Consider the following 22,942-nt stretch of genomic DNA (forward strand, 5'->3'; position numbering starts at 1 on the left):
TCAGTTAAATCCATTCGCGAGCAAGCCCGCCCCCACAAGGTTCACACTGTACCTGTGGGAGCGGGCTTGCCCGCGATGAGGCCTTCAAAAACGGCACAAAAACTCGCTAATTTGCCTAAGTGCGGCACCCCGCCAAACCTTCCTGCAGTTCTGGGACAGCCTGCTGCTCACTGAAAATCAGCTCAATACGCGAATCCCGACGCCATTCGCTGAGTTGCCAATCCAACAACGAGTTATCCAGCGCATTCGCCGACACCCAACCCTCGACGCTGTGGATAACCAATTTCGCCCGCCGCCATTCAAGACGCTCAAGCCACTCCCCGATCAATACGGAGTCGAATATCTGACTCGGATGCCACCGCCATCCAACACTCCAGCCGCCCTCTTGCGCCTGACTCAAGCAAATCGGCAGTGTGGGGTCGGTCCAGATGGCCGGCATCTGCGCCAATCCCTTGGGCATGACAAAGTTATCCACCCCCCCGACAGCCTGAGCCCCGAGCCCCGGCAACTCACTCAATGGCAAGACGGCTTGCTGCGTCCAGTACAAGGGACGTTTCGGCAACCGCGCGGCGATTCGCTGGCGATCACTGTCGTCGAGGCCTTCTGCCTTGTTCAGCAACAGCAACCCGGCACTGTCCAACGCTTGCTGCTGCGCCGCAGGTAGCGGTTTTCCGGCCACGAGCGCTTGGGCATCCAACACCAGCACGCACGGTTGCACCGCCAGGACACCTTGCCACGGCGCCTCCCTCAATTGCCGGAGTAACTGCGCCGGATGTCCCAGCCCGGAGGGTTCGATGAACAGTCGATCCGGTCGTGCCTTGCGCAGCAACCGCCCGAGGCCGATCTGAAACGGTGCACCATTGACGCAACACAAACAGCCCCCGGCCACTTCCCCCAGTGCGATACCATCGGCATCCTGGGTCAACAGCGCGGCATCCAGACCGATCTGGCCGAACTCATTGATCAACACCGCCCAACGCTCACCCGCGGGCCGTTGCGCCAACAGGTGCTTGATCAGGCTGGTCTTGCCGGCCCCCAACGGGCCGGCAATGACGTGGGTGGGAATGTTCTGCAACATGGTCGAGGTTTTCTGAGGAGGTAAAGAATGCGGTTGATGGGATGGTCGTTGCTGCTGGCGCTCACATCGGGCGAAGCGCTGGCCCAGGCCTGCGTGGTGCACAGCACGGCTGCGCGGCTCGACGTGAAGGTTTGCCAGCAAAACCGCAACATCCCGGAAAAACTGTTCGCCGATGGTTTCTGCCAGCCGAATCTGCCCGGGCAGAAAGTCGAGGTGCAGTACGTCGACCAATGCCCTGCCGGCGCGTTCGGGGTGTGCAGCAACGCTCAAGTCGCCAATATGCCTTACCGGCAGGATATTCACTATTACGGCGTGGCCACCGATGCGGCATATTTGAAGCCGTTTTGCGAAGCGCAGAGCCAGGGAACCTGGCTCAAACCTTGAGCCGTTAACTCAGCCAGTCGAGGGTCAGAATCAAACGACGCTCGCCCGGCGCCGGTTGCGGCGAACGGTGGATCAAACCGAAGCCTTCGTTGCCGTGCCACTTCTCCCCTTTTAGCAACGCCACTTCGCCGCTGGTGATTTGCTGGACCAGCGACTCGTCCTGCGGTTCGGCGTCAGGTTTGCCTAATTGCCGGCGATCGATTGCCCCTTCTTTCAGCCACTGGCTGCCGATACCTGCGTAGGTGGTGATCAACCGCACCGGCACATGATCGACGTGGAAACGCGGGCACATGGCTGTGTCCAGAACCCGCAGGCGCAGGCCGATACGCTGGGCGCCCAACAAGCAGGCGAAGGCGCTGACCAGCCATGAAACATCGGCGATAAAGCCTTCGTAGCCTTCCAGATCGCTGAAGCCTGAGGCTAAACCGTGAAGATTGGGTTCGGCGTCATCGCCGGGCATTTCCAGGGACAGCGACTCGGCCAGCGGCTCGTTCAGGGACAACAACAAACGACCGAAATCAGCAATGTGCGCCGGGAGTTGGCGTTGCCAGAGGGCGAGGTTTACGCCGTCGTCCAGAATTCCGGTCAGCGCTTTTGGCGTATCACCTTGAACCTGGCGAATGACCGGTCGCAGCTTAAGACTGGGCACCAACATCAGGCGGCCGCCTCTTCGTGCCAAGGACCGAACGGATCGGGCAGTAACTGCCAGCCCTCGACGCCCAAGGCCATTTCATCGTCCGTCAGCAGGCAGTTATCGAGTTCGACGGTGAGTTGCGCGAAGTCGATGTTCTGGCCGATAAACACCAGTTCCTGGCGGCAATCACCGGTGGCCGCCGTCCAGTTTTCCATGATCCCGGCGGTACTTTCTTCGTCTTGCGGCCACTGGTTTTTTGGCACGAAACGCCACCAGCGCCCGGCAAAACCGTGGCGCATCAAGCCGCCGGCCTGGGACCAGCTGCCAGCGTCCCTGTGTTTGCTGGCCAGCCAGAAAAAGCCTTTGGAACGCAGCAATTTGCCGTTCACCCACGGACGGTCGATGAAGCTGAAGAAACGCTGTGGATGAAACGGTCGCCGCGCTCGATAAGCCGTGGAGGCGATACCGTATTCCTCGGTTTCCGGCACGTGTTCACCGCGCAGTTCCTGTAACCATCCCGGTGCCTGAGCGGCCTTTTCGAAGTCGAAGCGCCCGGTATTGAGGATTCTCTTGAGCGGCACTTCGCCCATGACCATCGGAATGATTTCCGCCTGGGAGTTGAGCCGTTCGAGGATCGCGATCAACTCCTTGCGCTCGCTACTGCTGATCAAATCGATCTTGCTGATCAGGATCACGTCGGCGAATTCGATCTGCTCGATCAACAGGTCGGTGATCGAGCGTTCGTCCTCCTCCCCCAGCGTTTCGCCACGGGATGCGAGGCTTTCGGCAGCCTGATAGTCGAGCAGGAAATTCATGCCGTCGACCACGGTAACCATAGTGTCGAGCCGCGCGATGTCCGCCAGGCTCTGCCCTTCTTCATCGCGAAACGTGAAGGTTTCCGCCACGGGTAGAGGCTCGGAAATGCCTGTGGACTCGATCAACAGGTAATCGAAACGACCGTCCTTGGCGAGTTTGCTGACCTCTTCGAGCAAATCTTCGCGCAAGGTGCAGCAGATGCAGCCGTTGCTCATTTCCACGAGTTTTTCTTCGGCCCGGTTCAGGCTCACATCGCGTTGAACTTCGCTGCCATCAATGTTGATCTCACTCATGTCATTGACGATCACCGCCACTCGCAAATTTTCGCGATTACGTAGTACGTAATTAAGCAGTGTACTTTTTCCGGCACCGAGAAAGCCCGACAGGACGGTCACGGGGAGACGATTGGGCATCAGGTATTCCTCATCGGATGTGGCCGGTCAAATCGCCCGTTGATGGCGTTCGCGCAGCTCTTCACGTTCTTTGGCTTCAATACACAGAGTGGCGGTGGGTCGCAGCAGCAGGCGTTTGAGGCCGATCGGCTCACCGGTTTCGCGACACCAGCCGTACTCACCGCGAGCCAGGTGCTCGAGGGCTTCGTCAATCTTGTCCAGGAGCTTCTTTTCCCGCTCCAGCAGGCGCAGTTGCCACTGGCGCTGTTCTTCGGCGCTGCCGATGTCGGCGGGATCGCTGTGGGGTTCCTGCTCGCGCAACGCGTCGAACTCGCCGCTAATGCGCTCCTGCAGGTCGCTGCGCTGAGCCAGCAACAGGTCGCGAAAGAAGCCTTGCTGGGCGTCATTCATGTAATCGGCGGCGGGTTGAGCGAGGAGTTCTAGTTCAGTCATGGCGGTGGATCATCAGAGCGGGTGTATTTTTATGTTATAGTATAACAACGCAAATAAGCCACTCCCCTCTTGTTCCCCACGACAAAGGGCACGATGCTTTAGCCCGTCCGCCCCCTTGAGAAATGCCATGGGAAACGCTCTGAAATTCTCGCTGTTGAGCCTTTCGCTGCTGATCGCGGTCGATGCCTGGGGACAAATCCCGAGCCTGGCCAACTGCACCCGTAGCGCCAATCTGCTGGCCTGCGTAGATGCCGATGGCAATGCCTACAGCGTTAACACCGTCGGTAGCACGATCTATCTGCGCGGCTTCGAAGTAGCCGGCAAACGCCAATGGGCGCAAACCAACAGCCGCTACGGGCAACTGACATTCTTCACGGGCATCGCGTCCGATGGCGAGGCCTGGGTCGGCTACAACCGCCGGGTTGGCTGGACAACCATCAATCGTTTTTCCAGTTCCGGCGGCAGTAGCGGCAAGTTCACGTGTAGCCGGATGACCGGCTGCTAGGCCTGCGTCTTTTTCTGTTCCTGCTGCCAGGCGATGTAGCTGTTCATCGGTGGGTTCTTCTGAAAATAGCGCTGCAAACCTTCGAACAAACCATCCGCCACGGCTTGCTGATGGCGGGCAGTCACCAGTCGCTGACTGTCGCGGGCGTTTGAGATGAAGCCGGTTTCCACCAGAATCGACGGCACATCCGGCGACTTCAATACAGCGAATCCCGCTTGTTCCACGCGCTTCTGATGCAGCGTGGTGATGCCCGCGAGGCTGCCGAGCACCGTGCTGCCCAGCTGCAAGCTGGCGGCGATGGTGGCATTCATCGACATGTCGAGAATCACCCCGGCGAGCATCGGATCCTTATCCTTGAGATTGAGCAGGCTGGTGGCACCCAGCAGGTCTGCACCGTTCTCCCGTTGCGCCATGAAGCGCGCCGTGGCCGAGGTCGCGCCACCTTCGGACAGGCAGTACACCGACGCACCTGAAGCGGTGAGGCGCGGCGCCGCATCCGCATGAACCGAGATGAACATGTCGGCATTGTGCTTGCGGGCGATCTCCACGCGTTTACGCAGCGGGACGAAGAAGTCGTCGTTGCGCACCAGTTTCACGTCGAAGCCCTTCTCGCGCTTCAGCCGCTTGGCCAGCAATTGGGCGATCGACAGCACCACGTCTTTTTCCCGCTCACCTTTGGCACCGACCGCGCCCGGGTCTTTGCCGCCGTGACCCGGGTCGACCACTACGATGATGTCGCGCTTGGGGTGGGCCTTGTCGGTGACGGGTTCAGGTTTTTCCGACGGCACCGCCGCGATCTGTAGCGGCGCAGCGGTCTTCAGATCGAGCACCAATCGGTGCCCCTGCCCGTCCTGTGGCGCCAGCAGGAAACTGTTGAGCTGCACCGGGCCGCTGAGGTCGAGGACGATCCGCGTATCACCCTGGCCGAAATGTCCGGAGCGAATTGAGCGGATCACCGTGTTGCTGAGTGCCAACTGACTGAGGTCGCCGCTGAGATTGGCGCCACTCAGATCGATGATCAGCCGCTGCGGAGCGCTCAAGGAAAATGTCTTGTATTGCACCGGCCCGCTCAGATCGAACACCAATCGCAGCTTGTCGTCCGAACGCCACAGTCGTGCATTGCGAATTTGCGTGGCCGACGCACTAAAGGGAAAAGCGAAGGCCGCGCTGGCCAGAATCAGGTTGAGCAAGTGACGTCTGTGCATGGTGAAGGCCCGCTCACGAAAAAGGCATCGTCGATTTGATTGTTATAATATAACATGCCAAATCAACTCCCACGATGGACCTGCTCATGAATGCGCTGACTCTGCCGGATATCGCCGCGCAGGCCTCACGCCAAGCCCTGCCACTTGATTGGGTGGGCATGTGCGGCATTGCTCTTCCTGTTTTATTCGATGGCCAGCGACTGAGCGCAAAGGCCGACGCTGGCGTTAGTCTCGACGATGGAGAGGCGCGTGGAATCCATATGTCGCGGCTGTATCTGGCGTTGGAAATGCTTGAGCAGGAAAACCTTTCGCCGGCGTTATTGCGGCGAGTCTTGCAGAATTTTCTCGAAACCCATGAAGGGCTTTCCCACAACGCTTACCTGAAAATTCACACCGAACTATTGCTCAAAAGACCTGCGCTCGTCAGTCCACTGGCCGGCTGGAAAACTTATCCGGTGAGCATCGAAGCCAGTTTGAAAAACGCGATGTTCCACGTGGAACTAAAAATCGACGTTGCTTATTCCTCAACCTGCCCGTGCTCAGCAGCACTTTCGCGGCAGTTGATTCAGCAACAATTCGTTGATGACTTTGCCAATCGGTCATTGCAACACGCTGACGTTCTGGCTTGGCTCGGCTCCACGAAAGGCATCGTCGCCACGCCGCATAGCCAACGCAGCAATGCGCAATTGCAGCTTCGTCTGGACGACTATCTGGATGACCTGCCGCTGATCGCCGCGATCAACGATGCGGAAGCAGCCCTCGGCACCGCTGTGCAAACCGCCGTGAAACGCGCCGATGAACAAGCCTTCGCCCTCGCCAACGGCCAGAACCTGATGTTCTGCGAAGACGCTGCCCGACGCTTGAACCTGGCCCTGAAACGCTCTCCAGGCATCAACGCCTTTCACGTGCGAGTCGTTCACGCCGAAAGTCTTCATGCCCACGATGCTGTCGCCGAAAGTCGCTGGAATTGGGAGGCCGCATGATCCAATGCCAAGCCTTGCGCTGGGGTGCACCCGGTCAACCGCTCACTCCGTCGGTGGATTGCCAGTTACCCAAAGGAAGTCTGACCGCTGTCATCGGTGCCAACGGCTCGGGTAAAAGCAGCCTGCTGAAAGTCATCGCCGGTCTGCAAAAGCCACTGGCTGGAAAAATCATCATTGATGTTCCACGCAAAGGTGGCCTTTCGTTCCTGCCTCAGCAACAACACCTGGACCGGCAATTCCCCATCAGCCTGCAAGAGTTAGTGGCCGCTGGTTTCTGGGGCAGCAAGCATGCTCCGGAGATTCGCAGCCAGCACCTCAAGTCGGCGTTGGAAGACTGGTGTCTGACCGGCCTGGAACATCGCCCATTGATGGCCCTCTCCGGGGGCGAATTGCAACGTGCCCTGCTCGCCCGGTTGAGTCTCGCCGAGGCCCCCTTGTTGTTGCTCGACGAACCCCACGCCGCGCTCGACGAACTCGGCCAGGCGCTGCTCTGGAAACACATCTATGCCTGGCATGCCGAAGGCCGAACCCTGGTCGTGGTGTGTCATGACCTGGCCGCCGTGCGCCAACACATCCCCCAAGCCCTATTGATCAAAAGCAGCGGCTGCGTCCTCGGCCCCAGTACCGATCTGATTCGCCAACAACCCCAGACGCAGGTGGCTTGATGATCGCTGCCACTCAGCTTTGGCAACCGTTCCACGAATTCGTATTCATGCGCCGGGCGTTGCTTGGTGGTCTCGTTCTGGCGTGCAGCACGGCACCGCTTGGGGTGTTTTTGATTCTACGGCGCATGAGCCTGATCGGTGACGCGGTGGCTCACGGCATCTTGCCCGGCGCCGCATTGGGCTTCTGGTTCGCCGGGTTGAGTCTGCCCGCGTTGACCATTGGTGGCCTCGGCGCTGGCCTGAGCATGGCCGGACTGGCCGCCTGGATCACCCGCCGCACCGGCCTGAGGGAAGACGCGAGCCTGGCCGCGATCTACCCGATATCGCTGGCCAGCGGCGTGCTGATCCTCGGCATTGCCGGTAAGCGACTGGACCTGTTGCACCTGTTGTTCGGCTCGGCGCTCGCGGTCGATGGGCCGACCTTGACCGGCATGATTTGGGTCTCGGGTTTCAGCCTGATCGCCATGGCCCTCATCTACAAACCCCTGTTGCTGGACACCCTCGACCCGCTCTTTCTGCAAACCGTCAGCCGCCTCGGGCCACTGGCTCACGGGGTATTTCTGACTCTGGTGGTACTGAATCTGGTGATCGGTTTCCAGGCCATCGGTGCCCTGATGGTGGTCGGTTTGATGATGTTGCCGGCCGCGGCTTCTCGCTTCTGGAGTCGCCGCTTGCCGGTACTGATGGTCATCGCCGCGCTGCTCGGCTGCCTCTCGGTCTGGTTCGGCTTGTTGCTGTCGTTTTACTACTCGCTACCCAGCGGCCCGGCGATCGTGCTGGTGGCTGGCGCTTTGTATTTGCTGTCCGTGGTGTTCGGTCCGGTGCACGGTTTGCTGCGCCGCCCGCCTTTGCTCACATCCCAATGAGGTGTTACCCGATGCGCGCTTTACTCGTGCTGTTCAGTTTGATGCTGTCGATGTCGCTGTCTGCCGCGGAAAAACTCCAGGTAGTCACCAGCTTCAGCATCCTCGCCGACATGACCCATCAGGTCGGCGGCGACCATATCCAGATCACCAACATGGTCGGGCCGGACGCCGATGCCCATACCTACGAGCCAACTCCGGACGATGCCAAGGCATTGCTCAAGGCCAGATTGATCATCAAGAACGGGCTAGGTTTCGAGCCATGGCTGGACCGTCTGGTGACCAGCACCGAGACCAAAGCCGCGATCATCAGTGCCAGCCACGGTGTCATCCCACGCTCGCTGGATGAAGATGGCGAAACCATTCCCGATCCACACGCCTGGCACAACCTGGCGAACACCGAGCTGTACATCAGCAACATCACCAAAGCGCTGATCGCCGCCGACCCTGCCAACAAAACCGACTACGAACACAACAGCCAGGCCTACCTGAAAAAAATCTATGCCTTGCTCGCCGAGGCCAAAGCCAAGCTCGGTTCGCTGCCGCCGGGTAATCGCAAAATCGTGACCTCCCATGACGCCTTCGGCTATCTCGGTCAGGCTTACGGCATCGACTTCATGGCACCTCAAGGACTGTCTACCGAACGTGAACCGTCGGCCGCCGAAGTCGCTGCGCTGATCACGCAGATCCGTCAGGCCAAGGTCAAAGCGGTGTTCATGGAAAACATCAAGGACGCACGCCTGCTCAAACAAATCGCCGATGAAAGCGGCGCGCATATCGGCGGCACGCTGTACTCCGATGCCCTCGCGGCGACCGGCCCGGCCAGCACATTCGCCGGGTTGTTCGAATACAACCTCAACACCTTGTATGAGGCGTTGAGCAAGCCATGATCCGCAAGAATCCTTCGGGTGATCTGCCGTTGATTGCAGAGTCGGCGTACGTGGATAAAACCGCCATCATCTGCGGCAAAGTGGTGATCGGCGAGAACGTTTTCGTCGGTCCCTATGCGGTGATTCGCGCCGACGAAGTGGACGACTCGGGCGAGATGGAAGCGATCACCATCGGCGCCAATTCGAACATCCAGGACGGCGTGGTGATCCACTCCAAGTCCGGTGCCGCGGTGACCATTGGCGAGTTCAGCTCTATCGCCCACCGCTCCATCGTGCATGGCCCCTGCACCGTCGGTAACCGCGTGTTCATCGGGTTCAACAGCGTGCTGTTCAACTGCGCGGTGGGCGACGGTTGCGTGGTGCGGCACAACTCGGTGGTCGACGGTCGTGACTTGCCTGAAGACTTCTACGTGCCCTCCACCACGCGCATCGGCCCCAACACTGACCTGTCGCAGTTCCCACCGGTGAGCGTCAGCGCCTCGGAGTTTTCCGAGGATGTGGCGCGCACCAACGTTGATTTGGTGCGGGGCTACAAAGCCCTGCAAAACGAATTCTGACCATGAGCAGCGTGTTGATTCGCAACGCCCGGCTGGTCAATGAAGGTCGTGAATTCGACGGTGATTTGCTGGTAAGCCACGGCCGCATCGTCAAGATCGCCAGCAGTATCGAAGGTGAAACGGCCGCCGTGGAAATCGACGCCAACGGTCAATGGCTGTTGCCGGGCATGATCGATGACCAGGTGCATTTCCGCGATCCCGGAGCGCCGGACAAGGGCAGCTTCCATACCGAATCCAGGGCGGCAGTGGCTGGCGGAATCACCAGCTTCATGGACATGCCCAACACCTCCCCGGCCACCCTGACCCTCGCCGCGCTGGCCGACAAGAAGCGTCGGGCGGCGACCAGCTCAGTGGCCAATTACGGTTTTCATTTCGGCGTGAGCAACGACAATCTCGATACCGTCGCCGCGCTCAATCCTTGTGAGGTGGCCGGAGTCAAAGTGTTCATGGGCGCCTCCACCGGCAACATGCTGGTGGACGATCCACGGATTCTCGAGCGGCTCTTCGCCGAGGTGCCGACCATTCTGTTGGCTCACTGCGAACACACACCCAGCATCCAAGCCAATGCCGCGAATCTGCGAGAGCTGTTCGGCGAGCACCTTCCGCCCGCCGCTCACCCGCTGATCCGCAACGCCGAAGCGTGCTTTCGCTCCTCCTCAATGGCCGTTGATCTGGCCAGGCAACACGGCACCCGACTTCACGTTTTACACTTGAGCACGGCCCGCGAACTGGCGCTGTTCGAAGACCAGCCGCTGGCACAGAAACGCATCACCGCCGAAGTCTGTCTGCATCACTTGCTGTTCGATGATCGCGACTACCCGAGCCTTGGCAACCTGATCAAGTGCAACCCGGCGATCAAGACTCAGACCGACCGCGATGCCTTGCGCAAAGCATTGTTGAGCAATCGACTGGATGTGATCGGCAGTGATCACGCGCCTCATACCTGGGCCGAAAAGCAGCAGCCCTACTGTCAGGCGCCATCCGGTTTGCCGTTGGTGCAACACGCCCTGCCCGCGTTGCTGGAGCTGGTGTCCGATGAGATACTGCCGATCACCACCCTCGTGACCAAGACCAGTCACCGGGTCGCCGATCTGTTTGCCATCCCCGACCGCGGCTACCTGCGCGAAGGCTACTGGGCCGACCTGGTATTGATCAAACCCGAGCCCGACGGCCTTGCCGTTTCCCGGCAACCGATCCTCTCTCAATGCGGCTGGACGCCTTTCATCCACCGTCGTTTTCGCCACAGCGTCAGAACCACGGTGGTGTCGGGGCAAATTGCCTGGCACGACCAACGTCTTAATGACAGCTGCCAGGGTTTAGCCCTACGGTTTATGCGCTAGCGCGCGTTATCGAAAACTTTCGAGAACACGATCATGATCCACATCACCCTGCCCGATGGTTCATTGCGTGAGTACGATCAGCCGCTGACTGTGTATGAAGTCGCTGCAACTATCAGTCTCGGGTTGGCCAACGCGGCGGTGGCCGGTCGCGTCGACGGCGTGTTGGTGGACTGTGGGTTCCTGATCGAGGGCGATGCCCGGGTCAGTATCGTCACGCCCCAGGAACCCGATGGCCTGGAGATCCTTCGCCGTTCCTGCGCGCTGATGCTGGCCATGGCCGTCAAACAGCTCCATCCGAATGCGCAGTTGCGAGCCGGATCGTCGCTGGGTGATGGTTTCTTTTATGAGTTTGCTTTCCAGCGCTCTTTAACTCTGGCCGAGCTGCCAGTTATCGAAGCGCGCATGCATGCACTGGCGACGACCAACCATTCGATCCGCCGGGAACCAGCTCCCCAGGCGACGTCAACCGAACGGTTATCGCTGTATCGCTTGGGGGATTTTGAAAGTTTCGCAGCAGGCCCGCATGTTCCCACCACCAAGGTATTGCAAGCGTTCACTCTGGACCATATCAGCGGCACGTCGCAGCAACGGATCTACGGAACGTGCTGGTCCAGCCAACAGGAGCTGGACACCTGGCGAGCGCCGCCGCAGGTGATGGTCGTGAACATCGATGAACGTCAGACCGCTTATGCGCACTCAGTGACCCAGGCACTGCGCCGCCGCGAACTGAGGGCCAACTCGGATCTGCGTAACGAGAAAATCAGCCACAAGATTCGCCAGCACAGCCAGAAAGTGCCGTATCTGTTGGTAGTGGGTGAGAAGGAAAAGGAAGGCGGGTTTGTCAGTATGCGCAGCGGCAGCGGAGAGAACTTCGGGGAGAAAAGGATTGAGGCGGTGTGTGAATTGTTGAATCCGCCCAAGACCGGAGGTGCCTGAGCGGACGCTTTCGCGAGCAAGCCTCGCTCCTACAGGATTTGTGGTGTTCGCACGATCACGAAACGACATTGATGCCCTGTAGGAGCGAGGCTTGCCCGCGAAGCTTTTAGGCCCGTGGTTTAACGGTCCCGCAATCCTGCCCCAACCACACAGCGCGAGTATCGAGGCTACCCTTCTGCTGAATGCCGGTGGCGTTGAAGGTACCGTTGACCTTGGTCGTGAACTCACGATCGCTGAGGAATGTGGCGACACCCGCACCTTGCGCTTTCGGACAGCTGAAACGGAATTTCCACTGGTTGCCGGTGCGTTCGGTAATTTGCTGCTTGCAGCCCGATTGCGGGTCCGTCAGTGGAATGTTGTCAGTCTTCACCTGCTCAGGAGTCAGGCAAGCCCGAATCCCTTTGCCACCCATGGTGATGCCCTGCTTCTCCAGCTGCGCGCGCTGTTCAGGGGTCATCTGACTCTGAATCTGACCGAGGATCAATTGCAGGTCGGGCAGGTTCTGGTCATCGACCTTCATGTTGCTTGAAGTCATTTCCCACAAACCCGGTTGCAACATCTGCGCCTGAGCAGCCACAGGAAGTGTCAAACCAAACGCAATGGCCAAACCCAGCAGACGAACGTTCATCGAGTAACTCCTGATCATTAGTGGCCGTTAGACGTCAGCCACGGGCTTCGGTTCATGGGCCAATTAAATAGCGACATTCTGCCCGGAACATGGTCTGTTAAGCATTGAATCTTCAGGAGCAAGGCTGCCCCATGGATTATTTTGGACCGCATGTTTTCGGTTATCTGATCGCAATACTGCACACGCTGGGTTCGATTGCCGCCATCCATGCCGTATTGACCGTTCGGACCGCTCAGGGCTCGATCGCCTGGGCTCTGTCACTGATGTTCATTCCCTACCTCACGCTTATCCCTTATCTGGTCTTCGGCCGCAGCACCTTCGATGGCTATATCAAGGCCCGGCGGCAAGCCAACGAGGAAATGCGCAAGGCCATCTCCGAGCTGAACTGGCGCCCCTGGGTAGAAGAGGCACTGGCTGCTCGTGCCTCCAGCGCCTATGCGTCTTTGAGGGCCATGCCGAAACTGGGACGCATGCCGTGCCTGGCGAATAATGAAGTGCGCTTGCTGATCGATGGCCAAGCCACCTTCGATGCGATTTTCGACGCCATCAGCAACGCCCGGCAAGCGGTGCTGATCCAGTTCTTCATCATCCACGATGACCGCCTCGGCCAACGCCTGCACACCTTGCTGACCAGGAAAGCTGCAGAGGGCGTGGCGATTTACTTGCTCTACGATCGCATCGGCAGCCACTCCCTGCCCCACAGTTACGTGCAACCGTTGCGCGATGCCGGTATCGAGGTCAAAGCCTTCGCTACCCGCAGCGGCTGGCTCAACCGCTTTCAGGTCAATTTTCGTAACCACCGCAAGATCGTCGTGGTCGACGGGATTGTCGGTTTTGTCGGCGGGCTCAACGTCGGCGACGAATACATGGGCGAGAAACCACCCCTGGCACCCTGGCGCGACACCCATGTGCAAGTGCGCGGGCCGGTGGTGGCCTGCATGCAGGAATCCTTTGCCGAAGACTGGTTCTGGGCGGCCCGTTCGCTGCCGCCGTTGATCCTGCCGGAGGTTTATCCGGATGACGGCGTGCTCTGCCAATTGCTGGCCACCGGTCCGGCGGATTCCTACGAAACCTGTTCGCTGTTCTTCGTCGAAGCCATCCATGCGGCGACGGAACGGGTGTGGATCACCAGCCCTTACTTCATCCCCGACGAAGCGGTATTCGCCGCGTTGCGACTGGCGGTGTTGCGCGGTGTGGATGTACGGATTTTGTTGCCGTCGCGACCCGATCACCGGATCGTCTACGCCGCTTCCAGCCTTTATGCTTTCGAAGCAGTACGTGCCGGGGTGCGCGTGTTCCGTTACCAGCCGGGGTTCATGCATCAGAAAGTGGTGCTGATCGACAGCGAAATCAGCGCCATTGGCAGCGCCAACATGGACAACCGTTCGTTCCGGCTGAATTTCGAAGTGATGTTGCTGACGGTCGACAGTGCGTTTGCTGCCGAAGTGGAACAGATGCTCAACGATGACTTCGCCCAGGCTCACGAAATCGCCAAAGAAGAAAGCCGGGAGACCCACCGTCTGCAACAGATCGGCATGCGGATCGCCCGGCTTATTTCACCGATTCTTTAAGGGTTGTAAATGTCGTCGCGGGTCCAGGGCAGTTCATGGCTGCCATCGGGATGGGCTTTCACCGCGAGGATTTGATGCAGGTTGATCCAGCCTCTGGCGAAGGCATAGGCGCATCCCGCCAGGTACAACCGCCAGATCCGTAAAGCCTGTTCTGGCACCAGTTTGCCGGCAGCTTCCAGATTGTCCTCCAGGCGTTCGCTCCAGTGGTCCAGGGTCCGCGCGTAATGCAGGCGCAGGCTCTCGACGTCGACGATCTCCAACCCCGCGTCGCTGATCTCGGCCGAGATCATCGACAGGTGCGGCAGTTCGCCGTTGGGGAACACGTATTTCTCGATGAACTCACCGGCACCGCGCCCGACCGGACGACCGTCGATGTGTTTGGCGGTGATCCCGTGGTTCATCACCAAGCCACCCTCTTTCACCGCGCCGAACAAGGTTTTGCAGTACTCGGCAAGATTCGCATGGCCAACGTGTTCGAACATGCCGACGCTGACCACCTTGTCGAAACGCCCGTCCTGAGGCAAATCGCGGTAGTCGAGCAGTTGCAGTTCGATCTGATCCTCCAGACCTTCGGCTTTCACCCGTTCGCGAGCCAGTTCCAATTGCTCCTTACTGAGCGTGATCCCGAACACCTTCGCGCCGAACTCACGAGCCGCATACCGCGCCAACCCGCCCCAACCGCAACCGACATCCAGCAGATACTCGCCTGGTTGCAACCGCAGCTTGCGGCACAGGTGACGAAACTTGGCTTGTTGAGCTTGTTCGAGGGTTTCACTGCCGGTTTCGAAATAGGCGCAGGAATACGCCATGTCGCTGTCGAGCCACAGTTGGTAAAACGCGTTGGAAAGGTCGTAATGGTAGGAGATGGCTTTGGCGTCGGTTTCCTTATCGTGAACCGAGCGCACCGGTTGCTCATCTTCGTCTTCGTTGATCAGCGCCTGACTCCATTCATCGCAGACACGAATCACGTCGCTGATGGAGCCTTCCAGCTCTAGCTTGCCTTCGACAAACGCCGCCCCCAACGCGTCGAGGCTGGGATGGGTGAACTGGGTAACCATGTGGGGGTCCTTGACCACAATGGTGACGCTGGGCGTCGGCCCCAGATTGAACTCATGGCCGTCCCAGAGTCGCAAGCGAAGCGGTAATTGCAGATTCTGTAAGGCCGGTGGAAGTTGCGCGAGCATGAAAAGTCCCCCTTGTTTCAGACGTCAAATCTGAGGGTAGACCATCCCTGAAAAATAGCAGGCTATCGAATTAATAGCCTTTTTCTATTCCCGATGTTGCCTGCAACACTGAAACCATCCAACGGGCGATCGTTGAAAATGACCGCCTTACCCTAGATGACTACAAATCCGGCACTCAGTTCTGAAAAGTTGTAGACGCTCACACCTCATCCTTAAGCTTGAGTAGGGGTTCCTGAAAGCGTAGCAAACGCCCGGCATTACCGAGCACTAATAACGTGCTCAAGTTGTGCAACAGCGCGGCAATCATCGCCCCTGCCGCGCCGAGCCAGCCGAATGCGGCGAACGCAACGATGGCCAAGGTCCAGCCCAACCCGATAATCACGTTGACCTGCAAGGTCTGCCGACATTGGCGACTCAAGCGCACACAGGTTCCGAGCCGGCGCAGGTCGCTGCCGATCAGTACGATATCGGCCGAAGCCAACGCGATGTCCGCACCGCCTGCGCCCATGGCCACACCGACCACACCGGCCTTGAGCGCCAGGGAATCGTTGATACCGTCTCCCACCACCATTGGCCGGAAACCGCTGCCGATTTCTTTCAGTACACGATTGAGTTTGTCCTCGGGCAAGGCCTGAGCTTCGACATCACTGATGCCCACATCCCGGGCCAGCGTGTGCGCAACACTCTGCCGATCCCCGGTGAGCAACAACTGACGACCCAAACCCAATTCACGCAATTCGCTCAGGGCAAACCGCGCCTCGGGTTTGACACTGTCAGCGAGCAACAGCCAGGCGAGAAATTCACCGTTGAGTGCCAGCCCGGCAATCGGGCCGTCGTGTTCGGGCACCGCTGATGTGGCGATGCCCAGTTGCGCGAACAGCTCCGGACGACCGAGGGCCGCTTCGCCCTGCTCGGTCATCGCCACGACTCCCAGCCCCTGACGCTCATGAATGTCAGAGAGCAGCAGAAAGTGTTCCTGAGTGACCAACCCGGCCAAGGCACGGCTGACCGGGTGGCTGCTGGCGGAACCGAGGCTGGCGGCGAGTTTCAGTACGTGACTGCGATCTTCCAGTGGACTGTCGATGGATTGCAGGCGCAAGGTGCCGAACGTCAGGGTTCCGGTCTTGTCGACCACCAACGACGTCAGGTCAGCCAACTCTTCGAGGAACGCCGAGCTGCGAATCAGAATCCCGTGCCGAGCCGCCACCGCCACCCCGGCAATCGCCGTGGCCGGTGCCGACAACACCAGCGCGCAAGGGCAAGCCGCGACCAACACTGCAAGCATCGCTTGGGCATCATTGGTAACGAACCAGGTCACAGCCGCCAGCAACAACACCAACACCATGTAGCTGCCGGCATAGCGTTCGAGCAAACGGGTGATCGGCGGCTTGGAACGTTCGGCGCTTTGCATCAGCGCGATGACTTTACCCAGCGTCGATTCGTTACCGGTGCGGGTCACTTCAATGCGCAGCAGGCCATCGAGATTGATCGCCCCGCCGAACACCGGCATGCCCACGCCGGCTTCTATTGGCACCGACTCACCGGTGATCGAGGCGGTGTCGAGGCTTGCCTGACCGGACAACACCCGGCCATCCGCCGGCACGCGATCACCGGCACGCACCTCCACGAGGTCGCCGGACTTGAGGGTGCCGTTGTCGACTTCAACGACGGAACCGTCAGCCTGAATCTTGCGTGCATGGCTGCGAGTCAGTTTGCCGAGGGCATGAATCGCTTCCTGGGAACCGATTACGCTGCGCTCTTCCAGCACGTGACCGAAGATCATGATGATCGGCAGCAACGCCGCCGTGAGCAGATCGCCTGTGGCCCAGGCGCCGAGCATGGCCAGGGCGATCAGTTGATCGGTGATCCCGTGCAGGCTCGGATAACGCAGGCTGTACCACGCCGAACGCATGACCGGCACGGCTACCAGCAAAGAAGCAAAACCCAATAGTAATTGGCTGACACCGGTCTGCTCCGGCGACAACCAGCGCCAGATCAGCCCCAGCGCAAGCAACCCAAGCGCAAGCATGGCCAGGGTCAACTGGCGCGCGGCGCTACGTTGTTCAGCCGAGGACAACATGCTCGGCGCGGCGGCGGTTTGGGCAGTCATTGCGCAGCTCCCTGAATGATCAGGCGGGAATCGTCTTTCGGATCAACCGTGGTCACCGAGCCGGCCTGCCCGAGAATCTTCGGCATCCGTTCACGGTAAATACGTAACAGCATTTGCGGGTCGGTGCCCTGCTGTTGCGCCTTGGCCAAACTCAGTACCGTGGCGGTGTCGGCGGAGGCTTTTGCCAGGCGCTCGCTGGCTTGGGCGTGAGCCACTTGCAGCGTGCGGTCGGCTTGTTCGTTGGCGCTCTGAGTCAGCTTCTCGGCTTCAGTGCGCGCGTTGGCCACGGCTTTGTCGGCCTGCTGGCTGGCGGTTAACACCGCGTTGAATGCGTTCACCGCCGGGCCGGGCAGACTCGATTGCACATCGACCCGCGCCACTTCAATGCCCAACCCCTGCCCGGTCGCCGTCAGTTCGGCCAAGCGTTGATTGATGCCCCGCACCAGATCACCGCGTAGACGTTCGCGACGTTCGGCGGCCTGATTGTCTGCGCCGATCAGTTCCGGTCGAGCCACCAGAATGGTGTCCAGGTCTCGCGCAGCGGTGAGCGCCACAGCACTGCGCGTCACCAGCCGATCCAGCGCTGGCAGCACATGTTCACCCTGAAGAACGAAGGCATAGGGCTCGATGACTTTGTAGAACACTCGCACATCCAGTTGCACCACGCCTGCATCGCCGGTCAACAAGTAACCAGAACCGGCAAGCGCATCGCTGATCGGCGTGGCGAAACTCGCGACTCGATCCGCCTGCAATGCAGCATCTGAGCGCAGCATATTTTCCACCCGACGCTCGATCACCCGATCCGCTGCCGGCAACAAGATCACCTGCTCAAACGGGCGTGGCCATGCCAACAGCAAACCGGCATTTTGAATGCGATCCAGTGCGCCGAAGTGCAGCACCACGGCACGATTTTGCGGGTCGATTTGCCGCACATTGGAGAATGCCCACGCCAAAGCAGCCAGCACAGTCACGGCGTACAGAGCCAAAAAAGCCAAGCGCCCGGCCTGAATCCATGGGCTGCTCAACTCATGTGTTCCACGTGGAACTAAACTCATGGCTGCGACCCGGGCTTGTTATCGAGCGTCGGCGGACCGTCAACCAACACGCGGAACGGCGCCGCATCGGTACGCAAAATCAGCTTGGTACCAGGCGTGACGATGGTGCCCAAGGTGTCGAGCGAACGCAGCAAATTGTAGAGCTGCGGCGAACCGGCGTAGGCACGACCGTAAATTTGCGCGGCTTCGACGCGGGATTGGGCTTCGATGTCCGCGGCTTTCACTGTCGCATCGGCTTGCACGATTCGCGCATCACGCTCGGCCGCCGAGCGAATTTGCGCGGCTTCACGCTTACCGATGGCCGTGCGTTCAGTGGCGATTGTTTCACGCTCAGCGCGCATGCGATCGACCGTCGCGGTGAGCGTCACCGACGGCAGGGTCAAACGCTCGATGCCGACTTGCAGCACTCGCACGCCATAGGTGGTGAGCAACTGCTGATCGATCTGCTGACGCAGTTGCGCTTCAAAATCGGCGATGCGTACTTGGTTCGCGTCGGTGTTCACCAGGTTGGCCAGATCGAAACTGCTGGCGGTGGTTTCCAGCGCCGAGCCGACAAAAGTGCGAATCTGCCGTGCAGCTTCATCCGGCTGGTTCTGTACGGCGCGCATAAAACGTTGCACGTTGTCTGGATCGCCCTGCACCTGCCAGGCCACGTAGGCTTGCACGATGATGCGCAGGCCATCGCGCGTGCCCACATCCTGCAAACCGCTGGAGGTGGTACGCAGCCGCAGATCCACCGGGATCGCCGCCTCGAACGGTGCCGGCCAGCGCCAGCCAAGACCCGGTTCCAGCAATACCCGCGATGGATTGCCGAAGCGAGTGATCACCGTAGCCTCTCCCGAACGCACTTGCACCAGGCTCGCCGCCGCAATGGCAAACGCCACCAGCAACGCCGCCCAACCCATTCGCCGCCACGGGAAAGGACCCGCTTCGTGTGGTTCACCGTGGTGATGATGGTGATGACCGTGGTGATGTCCGCCATGGCCATGATCGTGGCCGGCGTGATCATCGTGATCGTGATCGCGATTGTGTGTAGGCGTCGGCTGGCTCAATGGATGGCTCCTGGCTGAACGGTATTACGCGGCGGCGCAGGGTCAGCCGGCAGCGTTAATGTACGTAGGTCGATGGTCGGCGCATTGCTGCTGCCGCCCAAACGATGATCGAGAACCAGCAGCTTGGCGTTGGCCAAACCTTGGGTCAGTTGACTGAGGTATTGCTCCAGCACGAAGGCCTGGCCGGCGTCGGAATAAGCCTTTCGCTCGGCGGCAAATTTCAGGTCGGCGGCCTGAGCGGTCGAGTTGATTTCATGAGCACTGGCCGTGGCTTGATCGTGAACGATGCTGGCCTGCAATTGCGCCTGGTTGGTCGCCTCCGCCGCGGCACCGCGCTCGCGGGAGATCAACGCCTGAGCAGCAATCTGCGCCGCTTGCACACCGTGATAAGCATTGGCCGCCCCCGCTGGCGGGTGGATGGCCTCGACCACCGTGGCGAGAATTTCCACGCCACTGTCGAGTTTTTGCAGATCAGCCTGCACGGCGCGACCGATCTCTTCGGCCAGCCCTACCCTGTCCTCGCCGAGCAAACCATCGAGGGTTCGTGAGGCAAAATCGTGAACCAGAATCCGGCTGGCAGTGCTGCGGATCAACGTTGGCACATCGGCGCTGTTGTACGTGGCTGCCAGCGCCGCCTGATCGCTCAGGCCGATGCGATAGACGAAGCGCACATCCATGTTGACGATCTGAAAGCTCTGTTTGTCGGCGCGGCTGCTGGCGATGACTTGGGATTTATCGTTCACGTGGCTGGCGTCCCACAATCGATTGGCAATCGCCGGTGCCGGGCCTTCGGCAGGTTCGGCCGCGACTGGGGCCGACGTTTCACCCACGCTGGTGGCCAACTCATGGACCACGCCGTTCTCGACGCTCAGCACGCGGCCCAGTGGCCATGGCAAACCGGCGTGCAAACCAGGGCCGAACACCTCCACCGGTTTGCCAAAACGCTCGTAGATGCCTCGCCCTTGCAGTGGTATTTCGTGAATACCGGTGAGCGACCAACCCACGATCGCCACCACCGCCAGCACCGGCAAAAACGCCCGGCGCATGTAGGTGAAGGCCCAAATTTGTCGCAGGTCGATACCGAAGCGGTTGTGCAACTCGTGCTGCAACGCGAGCAAAGGTTGCGGCGGCCAACGCAGCATATCGGCGACAAAACTTCGAGCCAGCAAGGCCGGTTCCAGCTGTTCACGACGAGGACTGAACAGCGATAACACGGCCCGCAGCAGCAACTCGACGGCGACCAGCCCCGGCAGCAAGCCGATCAGCACCGCCAGACGCACCGGCCAGACCGACGTTTCACTGCCGAACAACAAACACAGGGCGCTGAGCACCAGGCAAATAATCGCGACCCGCGTCAGCTGCGCCAACGGTCCTGCTTCAGGCCACTGGGCTACATTTTCCTGCGCAAGTTGCCGCTCCAGCACCAGCAAACCGAAAGCCAGCAGCAACGACAGCGCGGCGCCGACACTGGCCGACACCCCCAACGCAGCGGGCGGCAAGGCCAGATTCCAGACTTGCTCGATGCTGTACAACGTCAACAACGCCCAGCCACCCAGCCATAGCGTCGGTTTACCGATCTGCCCCAGCAAGCGCAACCAACGCTGACTGATCCGGTCCAGCAACCGCTCATACCAGCCTTCGGCGGCAACAACTTCCTCAGCGACAACCACCGGCACCAACACCGCCGGATTCATCGCCCGTGCGCGCCACCGCGCTACCCACCAGGCCGATTGCAGGCCAGCGACCAGCACCAGCAAACCAGCGCTCTGATTGACCAGCAACGCTGGCCAGAGCGACTGCGGTGCAAACAGCCCGACAAAAAACGCCAGCACCAGCCCAATCGCCGCCAAGGCCCCCAAACCGATCGCGAATTGCCGCAATCGACGTCCTTGAACGACCGCCTGCTGAAAGCGCGGCAGCCCTGCTATCTGTGCTCCATCGCCATCGAGATCGACTTGCATACCACCCCAGTCACTGCTCACTTCACCATTCGTTACGATATAACGAAAATCGTGAAATTTTCGTTCTGAATCGTTCTATCTAAAAGCGCTAAACCTGTCGCTAGGCTGAAGCCTTGACCGAAATGCTCCGAAACGCACATATTACGTTCGTAATTTTTGTTGAAGACTACTTTTATCGATCCCGTCCTTTCAATCCAGGAGTCCCACATGAGCACCTATGACGTCGTGATTCTGGGCGCAGGCCCCGGCGGTTATAACGCAGCGATCCGCGCTGGTCAGTTGGGTTTGAAAGCGGCGTGCGTTGAAGGCCGCGCAACCCTCGGTGGAACCTGCTTGAACGTCGGCTGCATGCCGTCCAAGGCGCTGCTGCATGCCTCCGAACTCTACGACGCAGCCATGGGGACGGAATTCGCCAACCTGGGGATTGAGGTCAAACCTGTGCTCAATCTGGCTCAGATGATGAAACAGAAGAATGAAAGCGTTACCGGGCTGACCAAAGGCATCGAGTTTCTGTTTCGCAAAAACAAGGTCGACTGGATCAAGGGCTGGGGCCACATCGACGGGCCGGGCAGCGTCACGGTGACCGACAGCCAGGGTGGCAAGACCCAGCTGACTGCCAAGGACATCGTCATCGCCACCGGTTCCGAACCCACTCCCCTACCGGGTGTAGACATCGACAACAAACGCATTCTCGACTCCACCGGCGCACTGTCGCTGGCCGAAGTGCCAAAGCACTTGGTGGTGATCGGCGCCGGGGTGATCGGTCTGGAGTTGGGCTCGGTATGGCGGCGCCTGGGCGCCCAGGTGACGGTGGTCGAATTTCTCGACCGGATCTGCCCCGGCGTGGATGGCGAGGCAGGCAAAACCCTTCAGCGTTCATTGAGCAAGCAAGGCATCAAATTCAAGTTGAGTTCGAAAGTTACCCACGCCGCCACCTCGGCGAACGGTGTTCAGCTCAGCGTCGAACCGGCTGCAGGTGGTACCGCCGAGTTGCTTGAAGCCGACTACGTGCTGGTGGCTATTGGTCGTCGTCCATACACCCAAGGCCTGGGGCTGGAGAATGTCGGCCTCGCCACCGATAAACGCGGCATGCTCGCCAACAAGGGCCACCGCACCGAAGCTACGGGCATCTGGGTGATCGGTGACGTCACCTCAGGGCCGATGCTCGCCCACAAGGCCGAAGACGAAGCCATGGCCTGCATCGAGCAGATCGTCGGCAAGGCCGGCGAGGTCAATTACGACCTGATCCCCAACGTGATCTACACCAAACCGGAGCTGGCCAGCGTCGGCAAGACCGAAGAGCAGCTAAAAGCCGAAGGTCGCGCCTATAAGGTCGGAAAATTCCCCTTCACCGCCAACAGCCGGGCGAAGATCAACCACGAAACCGAAGGGTTCGCCAAAGTACTGGCCGATGAGCGCACCGACGAAGTCCTCGGCGTGCACCTTGTGGGCCCGAGCGTCAGTGAAATGATTGGCGAATATTGCGTGGCCATGGAGTTCAGCGCCTCGGCCGAAGACATCGCCCTGACTTGTCACCCACACCCGACCCGCTCCGAGGCATTGCGTCAGGCGGCAATGGATGTGGAGGGGATGGCGACGCAGATGTAAGCCTGGAGGTTGATGGAGACTGAACTACCGCTATCGCGAGCAGGCTCGCTCCCACATTTGATCTGTGGCGTT

22 protein-coding genes are annotated in these 22,942 nt (G+C 59.8%); 11 read left to right on the plus strand and 11 right to left on the minus strand.

The features are described 5' to 3' along the window. Positions 1–115: 115 nt before the first annotated feature. Positions 116–1,078 carry a CobW family GTP-binding protein gene (locus PMI30_RS21290; RefSeq protein WP_008007809.1) on the minus strand — a complete coding sequence of 321 codons (963 nt, stop codon included), beginning with the start codon at positions 1,076–1,078 and terminating at the stop codon, positions 116–118. Between the two features lie 27 nt (positions 1,079–1,105). Between PMI30_RS21290 and PMI30_RS21285 the strand changes: the two genes are divergently transcribed. Beyond that, positions 1,106–1,462 (plus strand): hypothetical protein, encoded by a 357-nt coding sequence (locus PMI30_RS21285; RefSeq protein WP_008007810.1) that lies wholly within the window; start codon positions 1,106–1,108, stop codon positions 1,460–1,462. A gap of 4 nt (positions 1,463–1,466) precedes the next feature. Here PMI30_RS21285 and PMI30_RS21280 read toward each other — a convergent pair whose 3' ends face one another. Genes PMI30_RS21280 through dksA form a run of 3 tightly spaced genes read right to left on the minus strand, consistent with a single transcriptional unit; the run spans position 1,467 to position 3,757 of the window. After that, positions 1,467–2,117 carry a DUF1826 domain-containing protein gene (locus tag PMI30_RS21280; protein WP_008007812.1) on the minus strand — a complete coding sequence of 217 codons (651 nt, stop codon included), beginning with the start codon at positions 2,115–2,117 and terminating at the stop codon, positions 1,467–1,469. Then, positions 2,117–3,325 (minus strand): zinc metallochaperone GTPase ZigA, encoded by a 1,209-nt coding sequence (gene zigA, locus PMI30_RS21275; RefSeq protein WP_008007815.1) that lies wholly within the window; start codon positions 3,323–3,325, stop codon positions 2,117–2,119. Before zigA ends, PMI30_RS21280 begins: the two co-directional genes overlap by 1 nt. A 27-nt stretch (positions 3,326–3,352) precedes the next feature. Continuing rightward, positions 3,353–3,757, minus strand: coding sequence for an RNA polymerase-binding protein DksA (gene dksA, locus PMI30_RS21270; RefSeq protein WP_008007817.1), 405 nt, complete (start codon positions 3,755–3,757; stop codon positions 3,353–3,355). A gap of 127 nt (positions 3,758–3,884) precedes the next feature. Between dksA and PMI30_RS21265 the strand changes: the two genes are divergently transcribed. Beyond that, positions 3,885–4,262, plus strand: coding sequence for a hypothetical protein (locus tag PMI30_RS21265; RefSeq protein ID WP_008007820.1), 378 nt, complete (start codon positions 3,885–3,887; stop codon positions 4,260–4,262). On the opposite strand, the gene PMI30_RS21260 is transcribed toward PMI30_RS21265, so the two are convergent. Next, positions 4,259–5,467, minus strand: a complete 1,209-nt coding sequence (locus tag PMI30_RS21260; protein WP_008007823.1) for an N-acetylmuramoyl-L-alanine amidase — start codon at positions 5,465–5,467, stop codon at positions 4,259–4,261. The two genes, PMI30_RS21265 and PMI30_RS21260, sit on opposite strands and share 4 nt — an antisense overlap. An 86-nt stretch (positions 5,468–5,553) precedes the next feature. Here PMI30_RS21260 and folE2 point away from each other — a divergent pair, with 86 nt between their 5' ends. From folE2 to PMI30_RS21225, 7 genes are read left to right on the plus strand one after another with little or no spacing between them, the layout of a single operon-like run. Then, the gene (gene folE2, locus PMI30_RS21255; protein WP_008007825.1) at positions 5,554–6,450 is read left to right on the plus strand and encodes a GTP cyclohydrolase FolE2; all 897 of its coding nucleotides are present in this window, start codon (positions 5,554–5,556) and stop codon (positions 6,448–6,450) included. After that, positions 6,447–7,115, plus strand: coding sequence for a metal ABC transporter ATP-binding protein (locus tag PMI30_RS21250; protein ID WP_008007827.1), 669 nt, complete (start codon positions 6,447–6,449; stop codon positions 7,113–7,115). Before folE2 ends, PMI30_RS21250 begins: the two co-directional genes overlap by 4 nt. Continuing rightward, on the plus strand, positions 7,115–7,981 hold the full coding sequence (locus PMI30_RS21245; RefSeq protein WP_008007830.1) for a metal ABC transporter permease: 867 nt from the start codon (positions 7,115–7,117) through the stop codon (positions 7,979–7,981). The genes PMI30_RS21250 and PMI30_RS21245 overlap by 1 nt, the downstream gene beginning before the upstream one ends. 11 nt (positions 7,982–7,992) lie before the next feature. Next, positions 7,993–8,868, plus strand: coding sequence for a metal ABC transporter substrate-binding protein (locus PMI30_RS21240; protein ID WP_008007832.1), 876 nt, complete (start codon positions 7,993–7,995; stop codon positions 8,866–8,868). Further along, complete coding sequence (locus PMI30_RS21235) at positions 8,865–9,425, plus strand: gamma carbonic anhydrase family protein (protein WP_008007834.1); 561 nt, start codon at positions 8,865–8,867, stop codon at positions 9,423–9,425. The genes PMI30_RS21240 and PMI30_RS21235 overlap by 4 nt, the downstream gene beginning before the upstream one ends. 2 nt (positions 9,426–9,427) lie before the next feature. Beyond that, a complete protein-coding gene (locus PMI30_RS21230; protein ID WP_008007835.1) occupies positions 9,428–10,765 on the plus strand; it encodes a dihydroorotase in 1,338 nt (445 codons plus the stop codon). A gap of 33 nt (positions 10,766–10,798) precedes the next feature. Next, complete coding sequence (locus PMI30_RS21225; protein WP_008007837.1) at positions 10,799–11,701, plus strand: His/Gly/Thr/Pro-type tRNA ligase C-terminal domain-containing protein; 903 nt, start codon at positions 10,799–10,801, stop codon at positions 11,699–11,701. Between the two features lie 106 nt (positions 11,702–11,807). Here the strand turns inward: PMI30_RS21225 and PMI30_RS21220 are convergent, their stop codons facing one another. Then, positions 11,808–12,329 (minus strand): DUF3617 domain-containing protein, encoded by a 522-nt coding sequence (locus PMI30_RS21220; protein WP_008007839.1) that lies wholly within the window; start codon positions 12,327–12,329, stop codon positions 11,808–11,810. Between the two features lie 131 nt (positions 12,330–12,460). On the opposite strand from PMI30_RS21220, the gene cls reads away from it, so the two are divergent. Next, positions 12,461–13,900 (plus strand): cardiolipin synthase, encoded by a 1,440-nt coding sequence (gene cls / locus PMI30_RS21215; protein WP_008007841.1) that lies wholly within the window; start codon positions 12,461–12,463, stop codon positions 13,898–13,900. On the opposite strand, the gene cfaB is transcribed toward cls, so the two are convergent. The 5 genes from cfaB to hflK (PMI30_RS21190) form a co-directional block, all read right to left on the minus strand. Further along, positions 13,897–15,084, minus strand: coding sequence for a C17 cyclopropane fatty acid synthase CfaB (gene cfaB, locus PMI30_RS21210; RefSeq protein WP_008007842.1), 1,188 nt, complete (start codon positions 15,082–15,084; stop codon positions 13,897–13,899). The genes cls and cfaB overlap by 4 nt on opposite strands. Positions 15,085–15,283: 199 nt before the next feature. Beyond that, positions 15,284–17,194 carry a cation-translocating P-type ATPase gene (locus PMI30_RS21205; RefSeq protein ID WP_008007844.1) on the minus strand — a complete coding sequence of 637 codons (1,911 nt, stop codon included), beginning with the start codon at positions 17,192–17,194 and terminating at the stop codon, positions 15,284–15,286. Further along, a complete protein-coding gene (gene hflK, locus PMI30_RS21200; RefSeq protein WP_008007846.1) occupies positions 17,191–18,249 on the minus strand; it encodes a protease modulator HflK in 1,059 nt (352 codons plus the stop codon). Before hflK (PMI30_RS21200) ends, PMI30_RS21205 begins: the two co-directional genes overlap by 4 nt. Then, positions 18,246–19,301 (minus strand): protease modulator HflC, encoded by a 1,056-nt coding sequence (hflC, locus tag PMI30_RS21195; protein WP_081501254.1) that lies wholly within the window; start codon positions 19,299–19,301, stop codon positions 18,246–18,248. Before hflC ends, hflK (PMI30_RS21200) begins: the two co-directional genes overlap by 4 nt. Further along, positions 19,298–21,262: a protease modulator HflK gene (gene hflK, locus PMI30_RS21190; protein WP_081501255.1), complete on the minus strand. Its 1,965-nt coding sequence runs from the start codon at positions 21,260–21,262 to the stop codon at positions 19,298–19,300. Before hflK (PMI30_RS21190) ends, hflC begins: the two co-directional genes overlap by 4 nt. Positions 21,263–21,469: 207 nt before the next feature. Between hflK (PMI30_RS21190) and lpdA the strand changes: the two genes are divergently transcribed. Then, entirely contained in the window at positions 21,470–22,870 is a 1,401-nt protein-coding gene (gene lpdA / locus PMI30_RS21185; RefSeq protein ID WP_008007851.1) for a dihydrolipoyl dehydrogenase, read from the plus strand. The last annotated feature ends 72 nt before the right edge of the window (positions 22,871–22,942 follow it).

The organism is Pseudomonas sp. GM50 (assembly GCF_000282375.1).
In the GTDB taxonomy this organism is placed as follows: domain Bacteria; phylum Pseudomonadota; class Gammaproteobacteria; order Pseudomonadales; family Pseudomonadaceae; genus Aquipseudomonas.

What these genes read in the sequence shown, in the direction of transcription:
- PMI30_RS21290 (WP_008007809.1), bottom strand. Translation starts at nt 1,078, where the DNA reads ATGTTGCAGAACATTCCCACCCACGTCATTGCCGGCCCGTTGGGGGCC.
- PMI30_RS21285 (WP_008007810.1), top strand. Translation starts at nt 1,106, where the DNA reads ATGCGGTTGATGGGATGGTCGTTGCTGCTGGCGCTCACATCGGGCGAA.
- PMI30_RS21280 (WP_008007812.1), bottom strand. Translation starts at nt 2,117, where the DNA reads ATGTTGGTGCCCAGTCTTAAGCTGCGACCGGTCATTCGCCAGGTTCAA.
- zigA (WP_008007815.1), bottom strand. Translation starts at nt 3,325, where the DNA reads ATGCCCAATCGTCTCCCCGTGACCGTCCTGTCGGGCTTTCTCGGTGCC.
- dksA (WP_008007817.1), bottom strand. Translation starts at nt 3,757, where the DNA reads ATGACTGAACTAGAACTCCTCGCTCAACCCGCCGCCGATTACATGAAT.
- PMI30_RS21265 (WP_008007820.1), top strand. Translation starts at nt 3,885, where the DNA reads ATGGGAAACGCTCTGAAATTCTCGCTGTTGAGCCTTTCGCTGCTGATC.
- PMI30_RS21260 (WP_008007823.1), bottom strand. Translation starts at nt 5,467, where the DNA reads ATGCACAGACGTCACTTGCTCAACCTGATTCTGGCCAGCGCGGCCTTC.
- folE2 (WP_008007825.1), top strand. Translation starts at nt 5,554, where the DNA reads ATGAATGCGCTGACTCTGCCGGATATCGCCGCGCAGGCCTCACGCCAA.
- PMI30_RS21250 (WP_008007827.1), top strand. Translation starts at nt 6,447, where the DNA reads ATGATCCAATGCCAAGCCTTGCGCTGGGGTGCACCCGGTCAACCGCTC.
- PMI30_RS21245 (WP_008007830.1), top strand. Translation starts at nt 7,115, where the DNA reads ATGATCGCTGCCACTCAGCTTTGGCAACCGTTCCACGAATTCGTATTC.
- PMI30_RS21240 (WP_008007832.1), top strand. Translation starts at nt 7,993, where the DNA reads ATGCGCGCTTTACTCGTGCTGTTCAGTTTGATGCTGTCGATGTCGCTG.
- PMI30_RS21235 (WP_008007834.1), top strand. Translation starts at nt 8,865, where the DNA reads ATGATCCGCAAGAATCCTTCGGGTGATCTGCCGTTGATTGCAGAGTCG.
- PMI30_RS21230 (WP_008007835.1), top strand. Translation starts at nt 9,428, where the DNA reads ATGAGCAGCGTGTTGATTCGCAACGCCCGGCTGGTCAATGAAGGTCGT.
- PMI30_RS21225 (WP_008007837.1), top strand. Translation starts at nt 10,799, where the DNA reads ATGATCCACATCACCCTGCCCGATGGTTCATTGCGTGAGTACGATCAG.
- PMI30_RS21220 (WP_008007839.1), bottom strand. Translation starts at nt 12,329, where the DNA reads ATGAACGTTCGTCTGCTGGGTTTGGCCATTGCGTTTGGTTTGACACTT.
- cls (WP_008007841.1), top strand. Translation starts at nt 12,461, where the DNA reads ATGGATTATTTTGGACCGCATGTTTTCGGTTATCTGATCGCAATACTG.
- cfaB (WP_008007842.1), bottom strand. Translation starts at nt 15,084, where the DNA reads ATGCTCGCGCAACTTCCACCGGCCTTACAGAATCTGCAATTACCGCTT.
- PMI30_RS21205 (WP_008007844.1), bottom strand. Translation starts at nt 17,194, where the DNA reads ATGACTGCCCAAACCGCCGCCGCGCCGAGCATGTTGTCCTCGGCTGAA.
- hflK (WP_008007846.1), bottom strand. Translation starts at nt 18,249, where the DNA reads ATGAGTTTAGTTCCACGTGGAACACATGAGTTGAGCAGCCCATGGATT.
- hflK (WP_081501255.1), bottom strand. Translation starts at nt 21,262, where the DNA reads ATGCAAGTCGATCTCGATGGCGATGGAGCACAGATAGCAGGGCTGCCG.
- lpdA (WP_008007851.1), top strand. Translation starts at nt 21,470, where the DNA reads ATGAGCACCTATGACGTCGTGATTCTGGGCGCAGGCCCCGGCGGTTAT.